Origin of the sequence: Bradyrhizobium mercantei, from assembly GCF_001982635.1 — a bacterium.
Lineage (GTDB): Bacteria > Pseudomonadota > Alphaproteobacteria > Rhizobiales > Xanthobacteraceae > Bradyrhizobium > Bradyrhizobium mercantei.
The window spans coordinates 231,395-246,141 of sequence record NZ_MKFI01000005.1; the positions used below are offsets into that span (position 1 = coordinate 231,395).

General features: G+C 63.6%; 14 protein-coding genes. 12 read left to right on the forward strand and 2 right to left on the reverse strand.

Going from position 1 to position 14,747, the window contains the following annotated elements; translation table 11 throughout:
• Nucleotides 1-5 precede the first annotated feature (5 nt).
• From BI327_RS23810 to BI327_RS23820, 3 genes are all read left to right on the forward strand, one after another.
• Nucleotides 6-1,631: a DUF6538 domain-containing protein gene (locus tag BI327_RS23810; protein WP_083742208.1), complete on the forward strand. Its 1,626-nt coding sequence runs from the start codon at nucleotides 6-8 to the stop codon at nucleotides 1,629-1,631.
• On the forward strand, nucleotides 1,628-1,888 hold the full coding sequence (locus BI327_RS23815) for a hypothetical protein (protein WP_076863536.1): 261 nt from the start codon (nucleotides 1,628-1,630) through the stop codon (nucleotides 1,886-1,888). The genes BI327_RS23810 and BI327_RS23815 overlap by 4 nt, the downstream gene beginning before the upstream one ends.
• 245 nt (nucleotides 1,889-2,133) lie before the next feature.
• The gene (locus BI327_RS23820) at nucleotides 2,134-2,826 is read left to right on the forward strand and encodes a PIN-like domain-containing protein (RefSeq protein ID WP_283807814.1); all 693 of its coding nucleotides are present in this window, start codon (nucleotides 2,134-2,136) and stop codon (nucleotides 2,824-2,826) included.
• A gap of 346 nt (nucleotides 2,827-3,172) precedes the next feature.
• Here BI327_RS23820 and BI327_RS23825 read toward each other — a convergent pair whose 3' ends face one another.
• Nucleotides 3,173-4,438, reverse strand: a complete 1,266-nt coding sequence (locus tag BI327_RS23825; protein WP_076863539.1) for an MFS transporter — start codon at nucleotides 4,436-4,438, stop codon at nucleotides 3,173-3,175.
• A 365-nt stretch (nucleotides 4,439-4,803) separates the two neighbouring features.
• Here BI327_RS23825 and BI327_RS23830 point away from each other — a divergent pair, with 365 nt between their 5' ends.
• The 7 genes from BI327_RS23830 to ptsN all read left to right on the forward strand — a co-directional run bounded on the left by BI327_RS23830 (nucleotide 4,804) and on the right by ptsN (nucleotide 11,614).
• A complete protein-coding gene (locus BI327_RS23830) occupies nucleotides 4,804-5,418 on the forward strand; it encodes a ribonuclease D (RefSeq protein ID WP_076863541.1) in 615 nt (204 codons plus the stop codon).
• Nucleotides 5,419-5,587: 169 nt separating this feature from the next.
• Entirely contained in the window at nucleotides 5,588-6,319 is a 732-nt protein-coding gene (gene lptC, locus BI327_RS23835; protein WP_076863543.1) for an LPS export ABC transporter periplasmic protein LptC, read from the forward strand.
• A gap of 5 nt (nucleotides 6,320-6,324) precedes the next feature.
• Entirely contained in the window at nucleotides 6,325-7,056 is a 732-nt protein-coding gene (locus tag BI327_RS23840; RefSeq protein ID WP_076864257.1) for an LptA/OstA family protein, read from the forward strand.
• Nucleotides 7,057-7,402: 346 nt separating this feature from the next.
• The gene (gene lptB, locus BI327_RS23845; RefSeq protein ID WP_076863545.1) at nucleotides 7,403-8,389 is read left to right on the forward strand and encodes an LPS export ABC transporter ATP-binding protein; all 987 of its coding nucleotides are present in this window, start codon (nucleotides 7,403-7,405) and stop codon (nucleotides 8,387-8,389) included.
• Between the two features lie 90 nt (nucleotides 8,390-8,479).
• A complete protein-coding gene (gene rpoN / locus BI327_RS23850; RefSeq protein ID WP_076863547.1) occupies nucleotides 8,480-10,135 on the forward strand; it encodes an RNA polymerase factor sigma-54 in 1,656 nt (551 codons plus the stop codon).
• A gap of 185 nt (nucleotides 10,136-10,320) precedes the next feature.
• Nucleotides 10,321-10,920: a ribosome hibernation-promoting factor, HPF/YfiA family gene (gene hpf, locus BI327_RS23855; protein ID WP_076863549.1), complete on the forward strand. Its 600-nt coding sequence runs from the start codon at nucleotides 10,321-10,323 to the stop codon at nucleotides 10,918-10,920.
• 232 nt (nucleotides 10,921-11,152) lie between these two features.
• The gene (gene ptsN / locus BI327_RS23860; RefSeq protein WP_029082506.1) at nucleotides 11,153-11,614 is read left to right on the forward strand and encodes a PTS IIA-like nitrogen regulatory protein PtsN; all 462 of its coding nucleotides are present in this window, start codon (nucleotides 11,153-11,155) and stop codon (nucleotides 11,612-11,614) included.
• Nucleotides 11,615-11,705: 91 nt separating this feature from the next.
• Here ptsN and BI327_RS23865 read toward each other — a convergent pair whose 3' ends face one another.
• Nucleotides 11,706-12,311 carry a TetR/AcrR family transcriptional regulator gene (locus BI327_RS23865; protein WP_076863551.1) on the reverse strand — a complete coding sequence of 202 codons (606 nt, stop codon included), beginning with the start codon at nucleotides 12,309-12,311 and terminating at the stop codon, nucleotides 11,706-11,708.
• Between the two features lie 364 nt (nucleotides 12,312-12,675).
• Between BI327_RS23865 and BI327_RS23870 the strand changes: the two genes are divergently transcribed.
• Both BI327_RS23870 and BI327_RS23875 read left to right on the forward strand, forming a co-directional pair.
• Entirely contained in the window at nucleotides 12,676-13,479 is an 804-nt protein-coding gene (locus BI327_RS23870) for an SDR family NAD(P)-dependent oxidoreductase (RefSeq protein WP_076863553.1), read from the forward strand.
• Between the two features lie 36 nt (nucleotides 13,480-13,515).
• A complete protein-coding gene (locus BI327_RS23875) occupies nucleotides 13,516-14,646 on the forward strand; it encodes a DUF5938 domain-containing protein (protein WP_076863555.1) in 1,131 nt (376 codons plus the stop codon).
• Nucleotides 14,647-14,747 lie beyond the last annotated feature (101 nt).

The window sequence follows — 14,747 nt, forward strand, 5'->3', positions numbered from 1 at the left end:
TACACATGGCCTTCATAATGGCTCATCCGACCAAGCATCCCTTGACCGGGATGTTCTACTACCGTGGCCGCGTTCCGGCCGACCTAGTCAAGCAGCTCAAGGGCAGAAGCATCTCGGTCGACGTGGGCGAGACGCCTTCGCTCGTCAGGCTGGGCAGCCACTGCAAGGTCTCTCTTCAGACCAAGGACGTCCAAACCGCCAAGACCCGAAATGCCCAAGTGGAGACCCAGCTCGGGACACTTTGGGAGGCGGAGCGGCGAGGGGCTACGCATCTCACCTTCGAGCAGGTGTGCGCGCTCGCCGGGGAGATGCGACGTGAGACCTTGGCGGCCAACGAGGCCGAACCCGGCTCTCCCGCCGATTGGGACTTCCTTCAGGGTCAGCTCTCGGACGCTTTGTCGTGGTTTGAGCGGGACGAGGATGGCACGCCACTGAACCCCAAGCAGGGAGAGTGGGAGGTATCCCGTCTCATCCAAGTCGACGGCTTCCTGCAGGCGAGGGGCCTCGGCCTTACCCCGCAAAGCTACCGCCAGTTCGTCGAGCAGGCCGGCGGCGCGCTCTGGCGGGCATACGATACTCTCTCGAGGCGGGCACTGGGGGACTACTCTCCGGACGAGCACGCGGCTCGTTATCCAATCTGGCGCGACTCGGACGGCAGGAGCACGGAGGCTGCGGCTGTGCCGCTTCTCGACCTGTTCGGCAGATGGGCGGCGGAGGCCAAGCCCGTAGCTGCGACGGTGGATGGTTGGCGTCCCTACCTGCAGGGCTTCATTGGGTTGACCGGCCACGATGACGCTATGCGCTTTACCAGCCATGATGTTGCCCGGTGGAAGGACGCCCTCGTTCAACGCGGAGATAGCGCCAAGACGATCAATGGCAGCAAGCTTGCGGCACTCAAGACGGTCCTCCAGTGGGGTGTAGACAACCATCGCTTGACCGAGAATGTCGCCAGTCGTGTTCGGGTTCGCCAGAAGGTGCGCGCTGGCGAGCGCATGCGAGGCTTCAGTCTTGATGAAGCTGCAGCGATCTTTCGAGCGGCGGAGAAGCAGACCAGCAAGGTCTATCGTTGGGTTCCGGCCCTGTGCGCTCTCTCCGGTGCTCGCGTTGCCGAGGTTTGCCAGCTAAGGGCGGAGGACGTTCGCAGGGAGCTGGGGTTCTGGGTGATGCAGTTCGCGCCGGAAGCTGGCTCGCTAAAGACGGTAAGCTCAGAGCGGCTCGTTCCTCTGCATCCTTATCTGCTCGAGCACGGCTTTCTGAAATTCGTTGAGAGTGTAGGAAGTGGCCCCCTGTTCTATGACGAGAAGCGACGGAACCCCGGCGCAAAGAAGCCGCCGGCCAAGATCGTAGCCAAGAACGTCGCAGCATGGGTCCATAAGCGGGACCTCGGGGTCGGTCGCGCCCAGCGAAAGGACCCGAACCACGCATGGCGGCACTATTTTATCACCGTGCTTCGCGATCTCGAGATCAATGACAGTGTGATCGAAAGGCTCACCGGACACGGCGCATCGAACGTCAACAAGGGTTACGGGGAGGCGATGCTCCGAACCCTTTCTCGCGCCATTGATTCAGTTCCGATACCCGCAGGCCAAGCTCAATCGCCGATGACTGCGGCGGAAGGAGCGGGACGATGATTGCTGTCGCGGCGGTTTGCAATGTTGCGCTCTTGGCACTTTGGGCTCTCTTGCTCGAGTCCAAGGGGTTGCCGCGGCAGGGAATGGATGCCCTCGTTGCGGCTCTGGTTTTTCTGGCGCCGGCTTCATCGCTGCTGGCTCTCTGGCGTGCTGAGGCGCGTGCAGCCAGCAGTTGGCTGTTACTTGAGTTGGAAGCAAGAAAGGTTACGCTCAGGGGGCGCATGACCTCCGAGAAGCGCACCGAAGGTCCAACCTGACGCGCTCCTCGCAATTGGAGTCGGGCAGCGGCCCTAACAGCCATGCCCGGCTCTCGCTTCCTCCTTCTCTGCAACCGCCCTCAGCGCTTCCATGAGCCTCTCAAACCGCTCTCCAGCTGACAGGCGGGGCAAATCTCGTTCTACCTCGCGCTTGCGGAAAGCTTTGCGCTCAGCCGCGTTCAGAATAGCAGTCGTGGGCTTGTAGTTTGTCTTCCGGCGGCGATTGATCTCACGAGCCAAACCCTATCGCCAAGCTCTACGCGACCGTGTTGAGCGGCGACGCGATAATCGATCTGCCTATCAGCGATGTTGAGGCAAGGCAGGAGCTGCTGAAGGAAGCGCGAGACCGTACGCGCAACCGTATCCCGCCTGGGTATCAAGATGCAGGTAAGGATGATGAGGGCATCGGCGACTTCTTGATCTGGAAGTCGTTGCTCCAGTTGGGGAGCGAGAGAAAGCAGCACCTAGCTTTTGTTACTGGCGAGCAGAAGAACGACTGGTTCGTTCGATCAGGTGGAGAGCATATCTACCCGCGTTTTGAGTTGGTTGACGAGTATCGCCGCGCATCCGATGGTCGGTCCCTGCGCCTAATGAGTCTGCCCCAGTTGCTCAATGCGCTTAAGGCGCCGGCCAGCGTGGTGAATGATGCGAAGACCGCAGAAGAGCAATCCACGGCCGCGGACCGCGCAGCCGAGCGCGAAGGCCCTTTGGACGCATACAAGATCGTAAAACAGAATGGACGTGTATACGTTGTTCCGTCTAGTAATCCGCAGGTGGGCACCACTTCACCGCGAGCGGCCCAAATCTTGAGAAATGCACGACTGAGGCGAGCCCGGCGGGCTCAAGTTGAGCTTCGACAGGCGTTAGATGCGGCTCGCCTGCAAGAGCCGGGACCTCAAGCTGAAGGCACGGAAGAGGAGGACTCGGCGGACGAATAGGCTTGTTCTCGTTCGCTACTATCGAGTCGCGTTGCGGCGAGTACACGCCGGTGGTACACGTCAGCCTCCGGCGGAGGCGGAAACCGCAGCGAAATCAGGCCAGTGGAACGGAAATTTCCGAGTCCTTTCCTGGGCACCACCCCCTTTTTTAAGCGATTGAAATCGCTCAGCATCCGCGGGGCGGCTACGACGACGCCGTCACCCGCCGCGGGCGGATGAGATGGCGGATGGTCAGTTCCGACTGCGCTTGTTGAGTTGCAGCCGATGTCGTCGGCGAATCCGACCCGCGCGCTCGAAACGGTCCGATCCATTCAACATCGATAAGACCGTGCGGGCGCCGCTCCCCTCACACGACCCGCCGTCCCGCCCGTCGCGCGATCGGCCGCTGCACGAAATACATCGCGATCAGCGAGATCATCGAGCTCGCCACGACGACATAGCCAATCCGGTCGAAATGCAGCAGCGAGCCGTCCGCATTCTCGGCGACGATCGCGGCTGCGACCACCGAGCCCAGCCCGCCCGAGAGCTGCTGTACCGAGGCCGAGACCGCGCTGAATGCGCCGCGCTGGCTGGCGTCGGGGATCGCCGACATCAGCGCCTGCGACGGGATCATGCGCGAGAAGATGCCGACGAACATCAGCACGTTGACGATGATCGCGGTCAGCAGCGAGACGTGACCGAGATGGGTGTAGATCAGCACCATGATGGCCGACACCACGCAGCCGAAGATGAAGGTCGGATATTTGCCGAACGCATCGCTGGCGCGGCCGACCAGCGGACCCATGATGATGCTGAACAGGCCGGAGACGAGATAGATCGTCGGCAGATGGACGATATCGATGCCGAGATTGTGCACGGTGAAGGCGCTGCCGAACGGCATCAGCATGAAGCCGCCGGTCGCCAGCAGCGTCGTCACCAGGAAGGCCAGCGTGTAGCGCGGCTCGCCCACCGTCGCGATCAGATGGCGGAACGGATTGCTGTCGTGCTGCAGCTTGAGGTGGCCGTCGACCGGCTCCATGAACAGCGCAATGGTCGCGATTGCCGCGATCGACAGGCCGACAATGGCCACGAAGCAGATGTGCCAGTTCCAGTGATTGGCCAGGAAAAGTCCGGCCGGGACGCCGAGCACCTGGCTTGCGGCGAACGCGGTCTGAATCACGCCCATCGCGCGGCCGCGCTGTTGCAGCGGAAACAGGTCGGTGACGATCGCGAGCACGACGGAACCGATCACGCCGCCGAACAGGCCGGTGACGATGCGGCCGAGCAGCAGCACGTGGAAATTCTGCGCCAGCGCGCAGAGCACGGTGCCGAGCATGAAGCCGACATAGAAGAACAGCAGCAGCTTCTTGCGGTCGAAGCGGTCGGCAAAGCCGGCGGCCAGGATGCCGGAGATGCCGGCGGCGAAGGCGTAGGCCGAGACCGCGACGCCGAACTGCCCGGCCGTGATGTTGAGCGACGGCATCAGGATGGCGCCGAGCGGCGACATGATGATGAAGTCGAGGATCAGGGTGAACTGCGTGAAGGCAAGCAGCGCGATCAAAAGCGTCTGATAGCGCGAGAAACCGCGTTCCTGCGGCTCCTCGATCGGCGCGGCGATGGTCTGTTCCGACATGGGACTCATTCGTGATGATGCGAAGGGTGCGAGCGGCTGGGCACAGATAGGGGCGCCGTTCGTCAATTTCATCGGCGCCGATAAGCAAAAAACTGCGCGGACGTGCGATCAGAAATCGCGAAATTTTCCGATTCTATATGGGAATTGCGCCGCGTCCGATCATCCCTGCTCTGATCGTTTGAATTGCAGCGTGATCCAAATGCAACAGCGTTCGCGCGATGGCGGGCCGCCGGGTCGGGATATGGCAGGAGCCGGGCGGAAAACCCGCACCTGAGCGGCCCGGAGACTGCCTATCCGCTCGCATCCCCGGCGTTTGGGGGCTAGTGTCGCCTGTCGAATCGAACCGAGACCCGAGGCCCTCATACATGACCATCCGCCTGCATCGCGGCGACCTGCCCGATCTCACGCGCTACACCGATTCCGTTGCGATCGACACCGAGACCATGGGACTGCATCCGCATCGCGACCGGCTCTGTGTGGTGCAGATGTCGAACGGCGACGGCACTGCCGACGTGATCCAGATTCCGAAGGGCCACACCGATTCGCCGAACCTGAAGGCGCTACTCGCCAATCCCAAGATCACCAAGATCTTCCATTTCGCGCGGTTCGACGTCGCCGTGCTCTACAACACCTTCGGCGTGATGCCGGCGCCGGTCTATTGCACCAAGATCGCCTCGCGCCTGTCGCGCACCTATACCGATCGCCACGGCCTGAAGGATCTGGTGCGCGAGGTGCTGAATGTCGAACTGTCGAAGCAGCAGCAGTCGAGCGATTGGGGCGCGCAAAGCCTGAGCGAAGCCCAGCTCGCCTACGCCGCATCCGACGTGCTGCACCTGCATGCGTTGCGCGAAAAATTGAATGTGATGCTCGCGCGCGAGGGACGCACGGATCTCGCCCAGGCGTGCTTCGATTTCCTGCCGACCCGCGCCAGGCTCGATCTCGACGGCTGGGAGGCCGAGGACATCTTCGCCCATTCCTGATTTCGCCCGTTAATGATGGGCGACGAATTCGTGGCGTCGGGGGCGGTTCCGCCCCGTTTCGGCCAAACTGTTCACGCGTGGTCACCTGCGGGGCGCGACGCGAGGTCCGGGCTGCATATTTGGGCGGCTCCGGCTAGAATAGGGGCAATTTCGTGCCTCTGGAGCTCAGGTGAATTCGGTTCAGAATCCAGCCTATGTCACGGGCCTCGAGGCGCGCTTTGCCGCTGCCGCGCGGCACAGTCGCATGGTGCGGATTCTGCGCGTTGCGGTGCCCGCGGTGGTGGGACTGTCGATGGCTTCCATCATCTTCGTCTCGGTCTACAATCCATTCCGCGAGATGATCCCGAAACTGCCGGTCGAGATGGATAATCTCGTGGTGTCCGGCACCAAGATCACGATGGAAGCGCCGCATATCGCCGGCTTCTCGGCCGACGGGCGGCCTTACGAAATGTGGGCCAAGGCGGCGATCCAGGACGTCACCGATCCCGATCACGTTGAGCTGAAGACGATCCGCGCCAAGGTGGCGCAGCAGGATCAGTCGACCGTGACGATGGATGCGCGCACCGGCTTCTTCGACAACAAGAAGCAGCTGCTCGACCTGCGCCAGGATATCTTCCTGCAGTCGTCCACCGGCTATGAAGCGAAGTTGACGCAGGCCTTCGTCGATATCAACAAGGGCAACGTGTCCTCGGATGAGCATGTCGATGTCAAGCTGCTCCAGGGTACGCTGACATCAGACCGGCTCAGGATCTACAACAGCGGCGAACTGGTGCGGTTCGAAGGCAATGTCGTGATGTATCTCGACAAGCTCGGCGACAACGATGCGAGCCCGCCTGCCGAGCCTGCTCCACCGCCACCTCCGTCGCCGCCGAAGGCGCGCAAATCCGCCAACCCGAAATGATTTTGATGATGAGACGTTTTCCGCACGGCATCGCAATTGCGGTCTTTCTGCTCGCGCTGTTCGCAGCCGGTGCTGCGTCGGCGCAGGGCTCGATGTCAGGCGTTCCCAACGCCATGCAGGGCTTTTCGCAGAATCGCGACCAGCCGATCCAGATCGAGGCTGCTGCGCTCGAAATGCGCGACAAGAAGAAGGAGGCGACCTTCTCCGGCAATGTGAAGGTCGTGCAGGGCGACACCACCATGACCTCGAAAGTCCTCGTGGTGTTCTACGAGGATAGATCGACCCAGACGCCGGCGCCTGCTTCGACCGGCACCAAGGGTGCCGCCGCCAAGGGTGCCGCGCCGATGCAGTCGGCGACACCAGGCCCCGGCGGCGCGTCCTCGATCAAGCGGCTGGAGGCGAAGGGCAATGTCGTCGTGACCCAGAAGGATCAGGTCGTCACCGGCGAGACCGCGATCTTCGACACCAAGACCAATTTGATCACGATGCTCGGCGGCGGCGGCAGCCAGGTGGTGCTGACCCAATGCCAGAACGTACTGCGCGGCGACCGCCTGCTGGTCGACATGACCACCGGCGTCTCGCGCGTCGAATCCGACAACGGCAAGGTGCAGGGCCTGTTCATCCAGTCGCAGGGCGGACAGAACGGCAAGGGAGGCTGCGGGACGCCGGCCGCCCCCGGCGCGGCCCCGGCAGCCCCGTCGCCGCTTCAGCTCCTGCCGGGCAGCAAGTCCAAGTAAGGCCCCAGTAAGCTTCACGTAAGGGCAAGTAAAATCAACCAGTTAGATAATATTTTGCGGCCGCGAGGTTGAAGCGCGCGGGGCGAGACTGTATCTACTGCTGCGGCCCGGCCGAACGGTGCGCCTTTGAGGGGGAGTTATGTTGGCCGGGACAGGGGCATCCATTCATTCAAGGCGCGGGTGATCGCGCCTTGCCGTGTTGTATGAGCATGATCTCCGCGCAGACGCGTCCGCTTTTGTCGCGAGGGAAGGCCGGGATCTGTTTTCCGGTTCATGCTTGCGTGCGAATCGATGGGTCCGCAGGCAAAGTCGCGGGATCACCGTGAAAGGCTGAAGCGAAGCGGGGATGGTGGATTTTCTCGGCATGTTCCGGCGGCGTCCTGCGAAACGCAGTGCCGGATTTGCGCGCTCGCATGACGACATCACAGCGCTCGGCGACCAGTTCGGCGAGATGCTGACGTCGCCGGTGCGTGACGCGCCGCCGATGGCGCGCGCCGCATCGGCTCCCGCGGTCGAGCTGCCGCGATCCCAACCCGCAGCTGCGCCGGCTCCGGCGCGCGCGAGACCCGCCAGGAACAGCGCGCCTGCTGCGCCGCAGCTGATCAAGCGGCCGGGCTATCTGGCCGTGCACAGCGTGGAAAAGAGCTTCGGCAGCCGCCAGGTCGTGCGCGGCGTCAGCATCTATGTGCGCCGCGGCGAGGCGGTCGGTCTGCTCGGGCCCAACGGCGCCGGCAAGACCACCGTGTTCTACATGATCACCGGCCTGATCAAGGCCGATCGCGGCGCGATCGAGCTCGATGGCCATGACGTCACCAAGCTGCCGATGTATCAGCGTGCGCGCCTCGGCATCGGCTATCTGCCGCAGGAAGCCTCGATCTTCCGCGGCCTCTCGGTCGAGCAGAACATCCGCGCCGTGCTCGAGGTCGTCGAGCCCTCGAAGAAGAAGCGCGAGCATGAGCTCGATTCGCTGCTCGACGAGTTCAACATCACGCGGCTGCGCAAGAGCCCGTCGATCGCGCTGTCCGGCGGCGAGCGCCGCCGCGTCGAGATCGCGCGCGCACTGGCGACGCGGCCGAACTACATGCTGCTCGACGAGCCGTTCGCCGGCATCGACCCGATTGCGGTCGGCGACATCCAGGACCTCGTCCGCCATCTCACCAACCGCGGCATCGGCGTGCTCATCACCGACCACAATGTCCGCGAGACGCTCGGCCTGACCGACCGCGCCTACATCGTCTATGCCGGTGAGATCTTGACTGAGGGAAGCCCGGAGGAGATCGTTAACGATCCCGATGTACGCCGGCTTTACCTTGGCGAGGAATTCCGCCTGTAGCGCTATTTTCCTATCCGTCAAGCCGTGTACAAGGGCTTCGGACTAATATAAGCAAGAATCGAGCCAACTTTTGGAATCGATCTTGCCTCCATGGCACTGACGCAAAGACTAGAGTTCCGCCAGTCGCAGTCGCTGGTGATGACGCCGCAGCTGATGCAGGCGATCAAGCTGCTGCAACTGTCGAACCTGGATCTGTCGGCCTTCGTCGAGGAGGAGCTGGAGCGCAACCCGCTGCTCGAGCGGGCGGCCGACGGGCCGGAGCCGCCGGTGGCTGGTGAGCCGGCCATGGAGCGGGCAGACTACGGCGATTCCGACGGTTCCTCGAGCTACGGGGATGACGGTGACTCGTCCGACATGACCGCGGGCTCGGGCGGCGAAGCCGCGTTCGAGCCGGGCCAGGAGGAATGGCTGAACCGCGACCTCGGCACCCGCGCCGAGATCGAGCAGACCCTCGATACCGGTCTCGACAACGTGTTTTCCGAGGAGCCGGCCGAAGCCGCGGCGCGCGCTGCCCAGGACGCGCCGCCGTCGGTCTACACCGAATGGGGTGGCGGCGCCTCCAGCGACGACGAATACAATCTCGAAGCCTTCGTGGCCGCCGAGGTGACGCTGGCCGACCATCTCGCCGAACAGCTCGCGGTGGCGTTCTCCGCCCCCGCGCAGCGCATGATCGGACAGTATCTGATCGACCTGGTCGACGACGCCGGCTACCTGCCGGCCGATCTCGGCCAGGCCGCCGAGCGGCTCGGTGCGTCGCAGCAAGCGGTCGACGAGGTCGTCGCGGTGCTGCAGAAATTCGATCCGCCGGGCGTCTGCGCGCGAAATCTGAGCGAGTGCCTGGCGATCCAGCTGCGCGAGCTCGATCGCTACGATCCGGCGATGCAGGCGCTGGTCGAGCATCTCGATCTGCTTGCGAAGCGCGACATCGCGGGCTTGCGAAAGCTGTGCGGCGTCGACGACGAAGACATCACCGACATGATCGCCGAGATCCGCAGGCTCGATCCGAAGCCCGGCCTGAAGTTCGGCACCTCGCGAACGCAGACCATGGTGCCCGACGTCTATGTCCGCCCGGGTCCCGACGGCGGCTGGCATGTCGAGCTCAACAGCGACACTCTGCCGCGCGTGCTGGTCAACCAGACCTATTACTCTGAGCTGTCGAAGACGATCCGCAAGGACGGTGACAAGTCGTACTTCACCGACTGCCTGCAGAACGCGACCTGGCTGGTGCGCGCGCTCGATCAACGCGCCCGCACCATCCTGAAGGTCGCGACCGAGATCGTCCGCCAGCAGGACGGATTCTTCACCTATGGTGTCGCGCATCTGCGGCCGCTCAATCTGAAGGCGGTGGCGGATGCGATCCAGATGCATGAATCGACGGTGTCGCGCGTCACCGCCAACAAGTACATGGCGACCAATCGCGGCAGTTTTGAATTGAAGTATTTTTTCACCGCGTCGATCGCGTCCGCCGACGGCGGCGAAGCGCATTCGGCCGAGGCGGTGCGTCACCACATCAAGCAATTGATCGACGGCGAGGCGCCGTCGGCGATCCTGTCCGACGACACGATCGTGGAACGTTTGCGCGCTTCGGGCATTGATATTGCCCGCCGCACCGTCGCGAAGTACCGCGAAGCGATGCGGATACCGTCCTCGGTCCAGCGCCGCCGTGACAAACAGAGCATGCTTGGTAATGCGCTTTCGGCCCCCGCCTCCTCGTCCGACCGGTCGCGAGATACAGCCCCCGTTTAGGTTACTTCTTGAGCATGGCCCCGTCCAAGTACGGACTAATCCATGCGCTCGTTGCGTTCGCGTCAAATCGCGATAGTCTCAACCTTTCCAGGTCAAGCATCGTCCAGAAAGGGAGGTAACCGGAATCCAGCAACCATCATGCTCCCGCAAGAGTGACCGAGGCATCCCAGCAATTGAGGCATCAAATGACCCTTCGAATCTCGGGAAAGAGCATCAGCATCGGCGAGGCGCTCCGCGACCGCGTCAGCGAGCGCACCGACGAGGTCCTGCGAAAGTATTTTGATGGCAACTATTCCGGTCACATCACCCTGAGCAAGGATGGCTTCGGCTTCCGAACCGACTGCGCGCTGCATCTGGATTCCGGCATCACGCTGGAAGCCGAATCCAACGCCGCCGACGCCTATGCCAGCGCAGATGCCGCGCTCCTGATGATCGAGAAGCGCCTGCGCCGCTACAAGAGCCGGCTCAAGGACCGCTCGGCCCGCAAGACCTATGCCGCAACCGCCGCGCTTGCCGAATTGAACGGCGTCGGGCTCGACGCGCCGAGCTACGTCATCGAGGCACCCGAGAACGAGGACGAGGTCACCGAATACAGCCCTGTCATCATTGCCGAGGCAACCACCGCGCTGAAGCGGCTGTCGGTCAGCGAAGCCGTGATGGAGCTCGATCTGACCGGCGCCTCCTGCCTGGTGTTCCAGCATGGCGGCAGTGGCCGGTTGAACATCATATACCGCCGCACGGACGGCAATGTCGGCTGGGTCGACCCGCCCGCGGTGAGCCCCTGAGGATAGTTGGCAGATGGCATTGACGTCCGAAGCCGGCCCTGCTTATGGTCCGCCGCCTCCAGGAACAAGGGGGGCGGAACAGGGTTCGCAGGTGTTGGCACCGCCGATACGTTGGAGTAGAAGCCCTGCCAGCTGGACCCGGGCTAAGCCCGCATCCTACCTCAACTTCTTGACGCCGCCGCTGTAAAGCCTATTTCGCAACCTGACGGTTCATTCACCTCGGAACGTCCCAATGCCGATTACCGATTTGGTCGCACCCGAGGCGATACTTCCGGCTTTGAAAGTCATCAGCAAGAAGCAGGCGCTGCAGGAACTCGCCGCGCGTGCGTCGGCCTTGACCGGGCAGAATGAACGCGCCGTCTTCGAGGTGCTGCTGCAGCGCGAGAAGCTCGGCACCACGGCGGTCGGCTATGGCGTCGCCATTCCGCACGGCAAGCTGCCGAAGCTCGAGAAGCTGTTCGGCTTCTTCGCCCGCCTCGAGCGCCCGATCGATTTCGAGGCGATGGACGGCCAGCCGGTCGACCTGATCTTCCTGCTGCTGGCACCCGAAGGCGCCGGCGCCGACCACCTCAAGGCGCTGGCGCGGATCGCCCGCCTGCTGCGCGACCAGGACGTCGCCAAGAAGCTGCGGGCCTCGCGCGACGCGCAGGCGATCTACTCGGTGCTCGCGCTGCCGCCGGCGAGCGCGGCGTAAATCATCCGCATCCGCGAATTCGTTCGCGCAACTGTCATCAGGGTATAGTCGTTGGTCGTGCGTTCGCGCGCGCTGGTGCGCTGCGGAAGCGTCAGCAGATCGTCGGCAGCAGACGGCGGACTTCGTCGAGCAGATCGGGCACGGCCTTCTCGTCATTGGCGAGATGCCTGAGCAGCGCGCTCTGGAACAGGCCGTCGAACAGCGCGTAGAGCGCGGCTGGAGACGATGCCGGCTTCTTGTTGCCGAGCTCGGCATAGCGCACAGCGATGCGCCAGATCATCGCTTCCAGGCTCTTGTCGATCTCGAGCACGTCCTTGCGGAACGCCGGCTCGAACATCGCCTGCGAGCGCAGATCGTACCAGAGCCGGTGCATGCGCGCTTCGTTCTCGAGCGTGGCCGCGAGCTTGGCGAGGAAGCCTTCGGTCAGTTCGTCGCGACTTTGCGCCGTCGTCACCACCTCGTCATAGCGCGTCACGCATTTCGCCTTGTAGTGACGCACGCAGCAGCAGATCAGATCGAGCTTGTCGCTGAAGTAGTAGTGAAACACGCCGTGCGTGAATGCGGAGTTCTGCGCGATCTCGCGCAGGCTGGTGCGCGCGAAGCCGAGTTCGCCGAGCGTTTCCAGTGCGGCTTCCGCAAGCTCGATGCGCCGCGCGTTGAACTTCTCGTCGCGCAGCGCCTCGGTCGCTACTGCCACGCGTTGAGCCGCTCCTGTCGCTTGCCGCGCCATCTCGTGCCTTCCCTCTGTCTCTTCCCTTGAGCGACTATATCGCGGCGGACCGCGGCGCGCTCAATCCCTTCACATCACCATCTTTGACACTTGTCAAATTCAGGCTTGACAAGTGTCAAGTTCCTGGACGAGGGTTGGCGAAATAATTTGGACAACCGTCAAGACGGCTGACCAATCGATTAAGCAGGAGGAAATGCACCGCCGGGCGCGCCAACGCTGCGCCCGCCGACGCCGGCCGTGACCATCAATGCGCTCCAGATGCGCAAGGCCCGGGCCCGCGCAGCCAATCTCAGCACGCACCAAAATCACCAAGCAAAGGGAGGACTACGTCATGAGTGGGAAGAGCCTTGAAGGCCGGAAAGCCCTGGTCACCGGCGGCGCCCGGGGAATTGGCGCGGCGATCGCGCAGGCGCTGGCGCGGTCCGGCGCCGCGGTCATGATCGGCGATATTCTCGATGACGCCGGCAAGGCGAGCGCCGCCGAGATCGCCAAGGCCGGGGTGAAGACCGGTTTCGTCAAGCTCGACGTCACCGACGATGTGCAATGGGAGCGGGCCGCAGCCGCAACCGTCGAAACCCTCGGCGGCTTCGACATCCTGATCAACAATGCCGGCATCGAGATCACCTCGCTGGTCGCCGACATCAAGGCCGAGGACGCGCGCCGGATGTGCGACGTCAACATCGTCGGCACCGTGCTCGGCATGAAGCACGCCTTCCGCGCGATGCGGCCGGGCGGTGCGGCAGGCAAGGGCGGCGCGGTGGTCAACATCGCCTCGGTTGCTGCGACGATCGCCTTCCCGAGCATCGCCGTTTACTCCGGCACCAAATCCGCGGTCGACCGCATGACCCGGGTCGGCGCGATGGAAGCCGGCAAGCTCGGCTATGGCGTGCGCGTCAACTGCATCTATCCCGGGCTGATCCCGACCGACATGGGCCTGCAGCTCGCCAATGACATCGTGAAAATCGGTCTCGCGCCCGACGTCAATGCCGCCGTCGGCTCGGTGGTGGAGCAGACGCCGCTCGGCAAGCTCGCCGAGGTCTCCGACATCGCCGATGCCGCGGTGTTCCTGTGCTCGAACGATGCCCGCTTCATCACCGGCATCGGCCTGCCGGTCGATGGCGGCATGGGCATGTAGCAGCAAAGCCGACAACAAGCATTTCGGAGGAACGCAATGAGCGAGAAAAAGCCCGTCATCGTCTACGGCGCGTCCGGCTACACCGGCCGGCTGGTCTGCGAATATCTGCGCGAGTACAACATCCCCTTCATCGCCGCCGGCCGCAGCGCCGACAAGCTCAACGCGGCGATGAAGTCGAACGTGGCCGGCATCGAGACCGCCGACTACGAGGTGGTGACGGTGCCGCACACTGCGGCCGCACTGACCGAGCTGTTCAAGGGCGCCTCGGTGGTGCTCAACACCGTGGGCCCGTTCGCCAAGTTCGGCGTCGAGGTGGTGCAGGCTTGCCTGGCTGCCAAGTGCCACTACACCGACACGACCGGCGAGCAGGACTGGCTGATCACGCTCGAGCAGGAGTTCGGCACGAAGTTCGCCAATGCCGGCCTGCTGCTGGCGCCGGGCATCGCGCAAATGTACACCACCGGCGAGATCGCCGCGCAGTTGTGCCTGGAGACGCCCGGCCTCGACACGCTCGATATCGCCGTGTTCTGGGGTGGCAGCCCGACCATCGCCTCGACGCAGACCATCCTGGTCAACGCCGCGATGGCCAAGGCCTACTATCTCGAGCAGAACAAGTATGTCGAACATCAGCCCGATGCCGGCCTCTACAACCTCGCGATCCCCGGCCAGCACGAACTGGCGCTGGCGCTGCCCTGGGGCGGCACCTCGCACCCGGTGTGGTTCAAGCGCGATCCGCGCGTGGCCAACGTGAAGGTGCTGGGCGGCGTGTTCAATCGCGCGCTGATGCTGGGCGTGCCGCAGATCGTCGCCGCCGCGCTGGAGGCGACCAAGGACATGAAGCCCGACGAGCGCTACGCCGCGCTGGCGCAGACCGCGGCCGGCGTGATGAACACCATGCCGCCGCGCGAGAACCCGCGCGTCAACAAGTCGCTGGATTCGGTGTATGCCTCCGGCCCGCTGGGGCGCGCGCACTGCGTTATCTACGGCAACAGCAACTACAAGCAGACCGGCATGCTGCAGGCCTTCGCCGCGGCGTACCTGCTGCAACAGCCGCCGAAGCGCGTCGGCTTCGCCTCCGGCTGCCAGGCGTTCGGCCATCACGAACTGCTCGGGCAATTGCGCAGCTTCGGCCTGGTCGGCAAGCCGGTCCTGACCGTGCACGATTGAGCCTGAGCCCCGATCAGATCGGGGCTCGACACGCCGTTCCCTGAAGCGTTTTCGTCAAGCGGACTGGTTTCCACTTTGCTCGAAAACGCAGTATCCGCGGG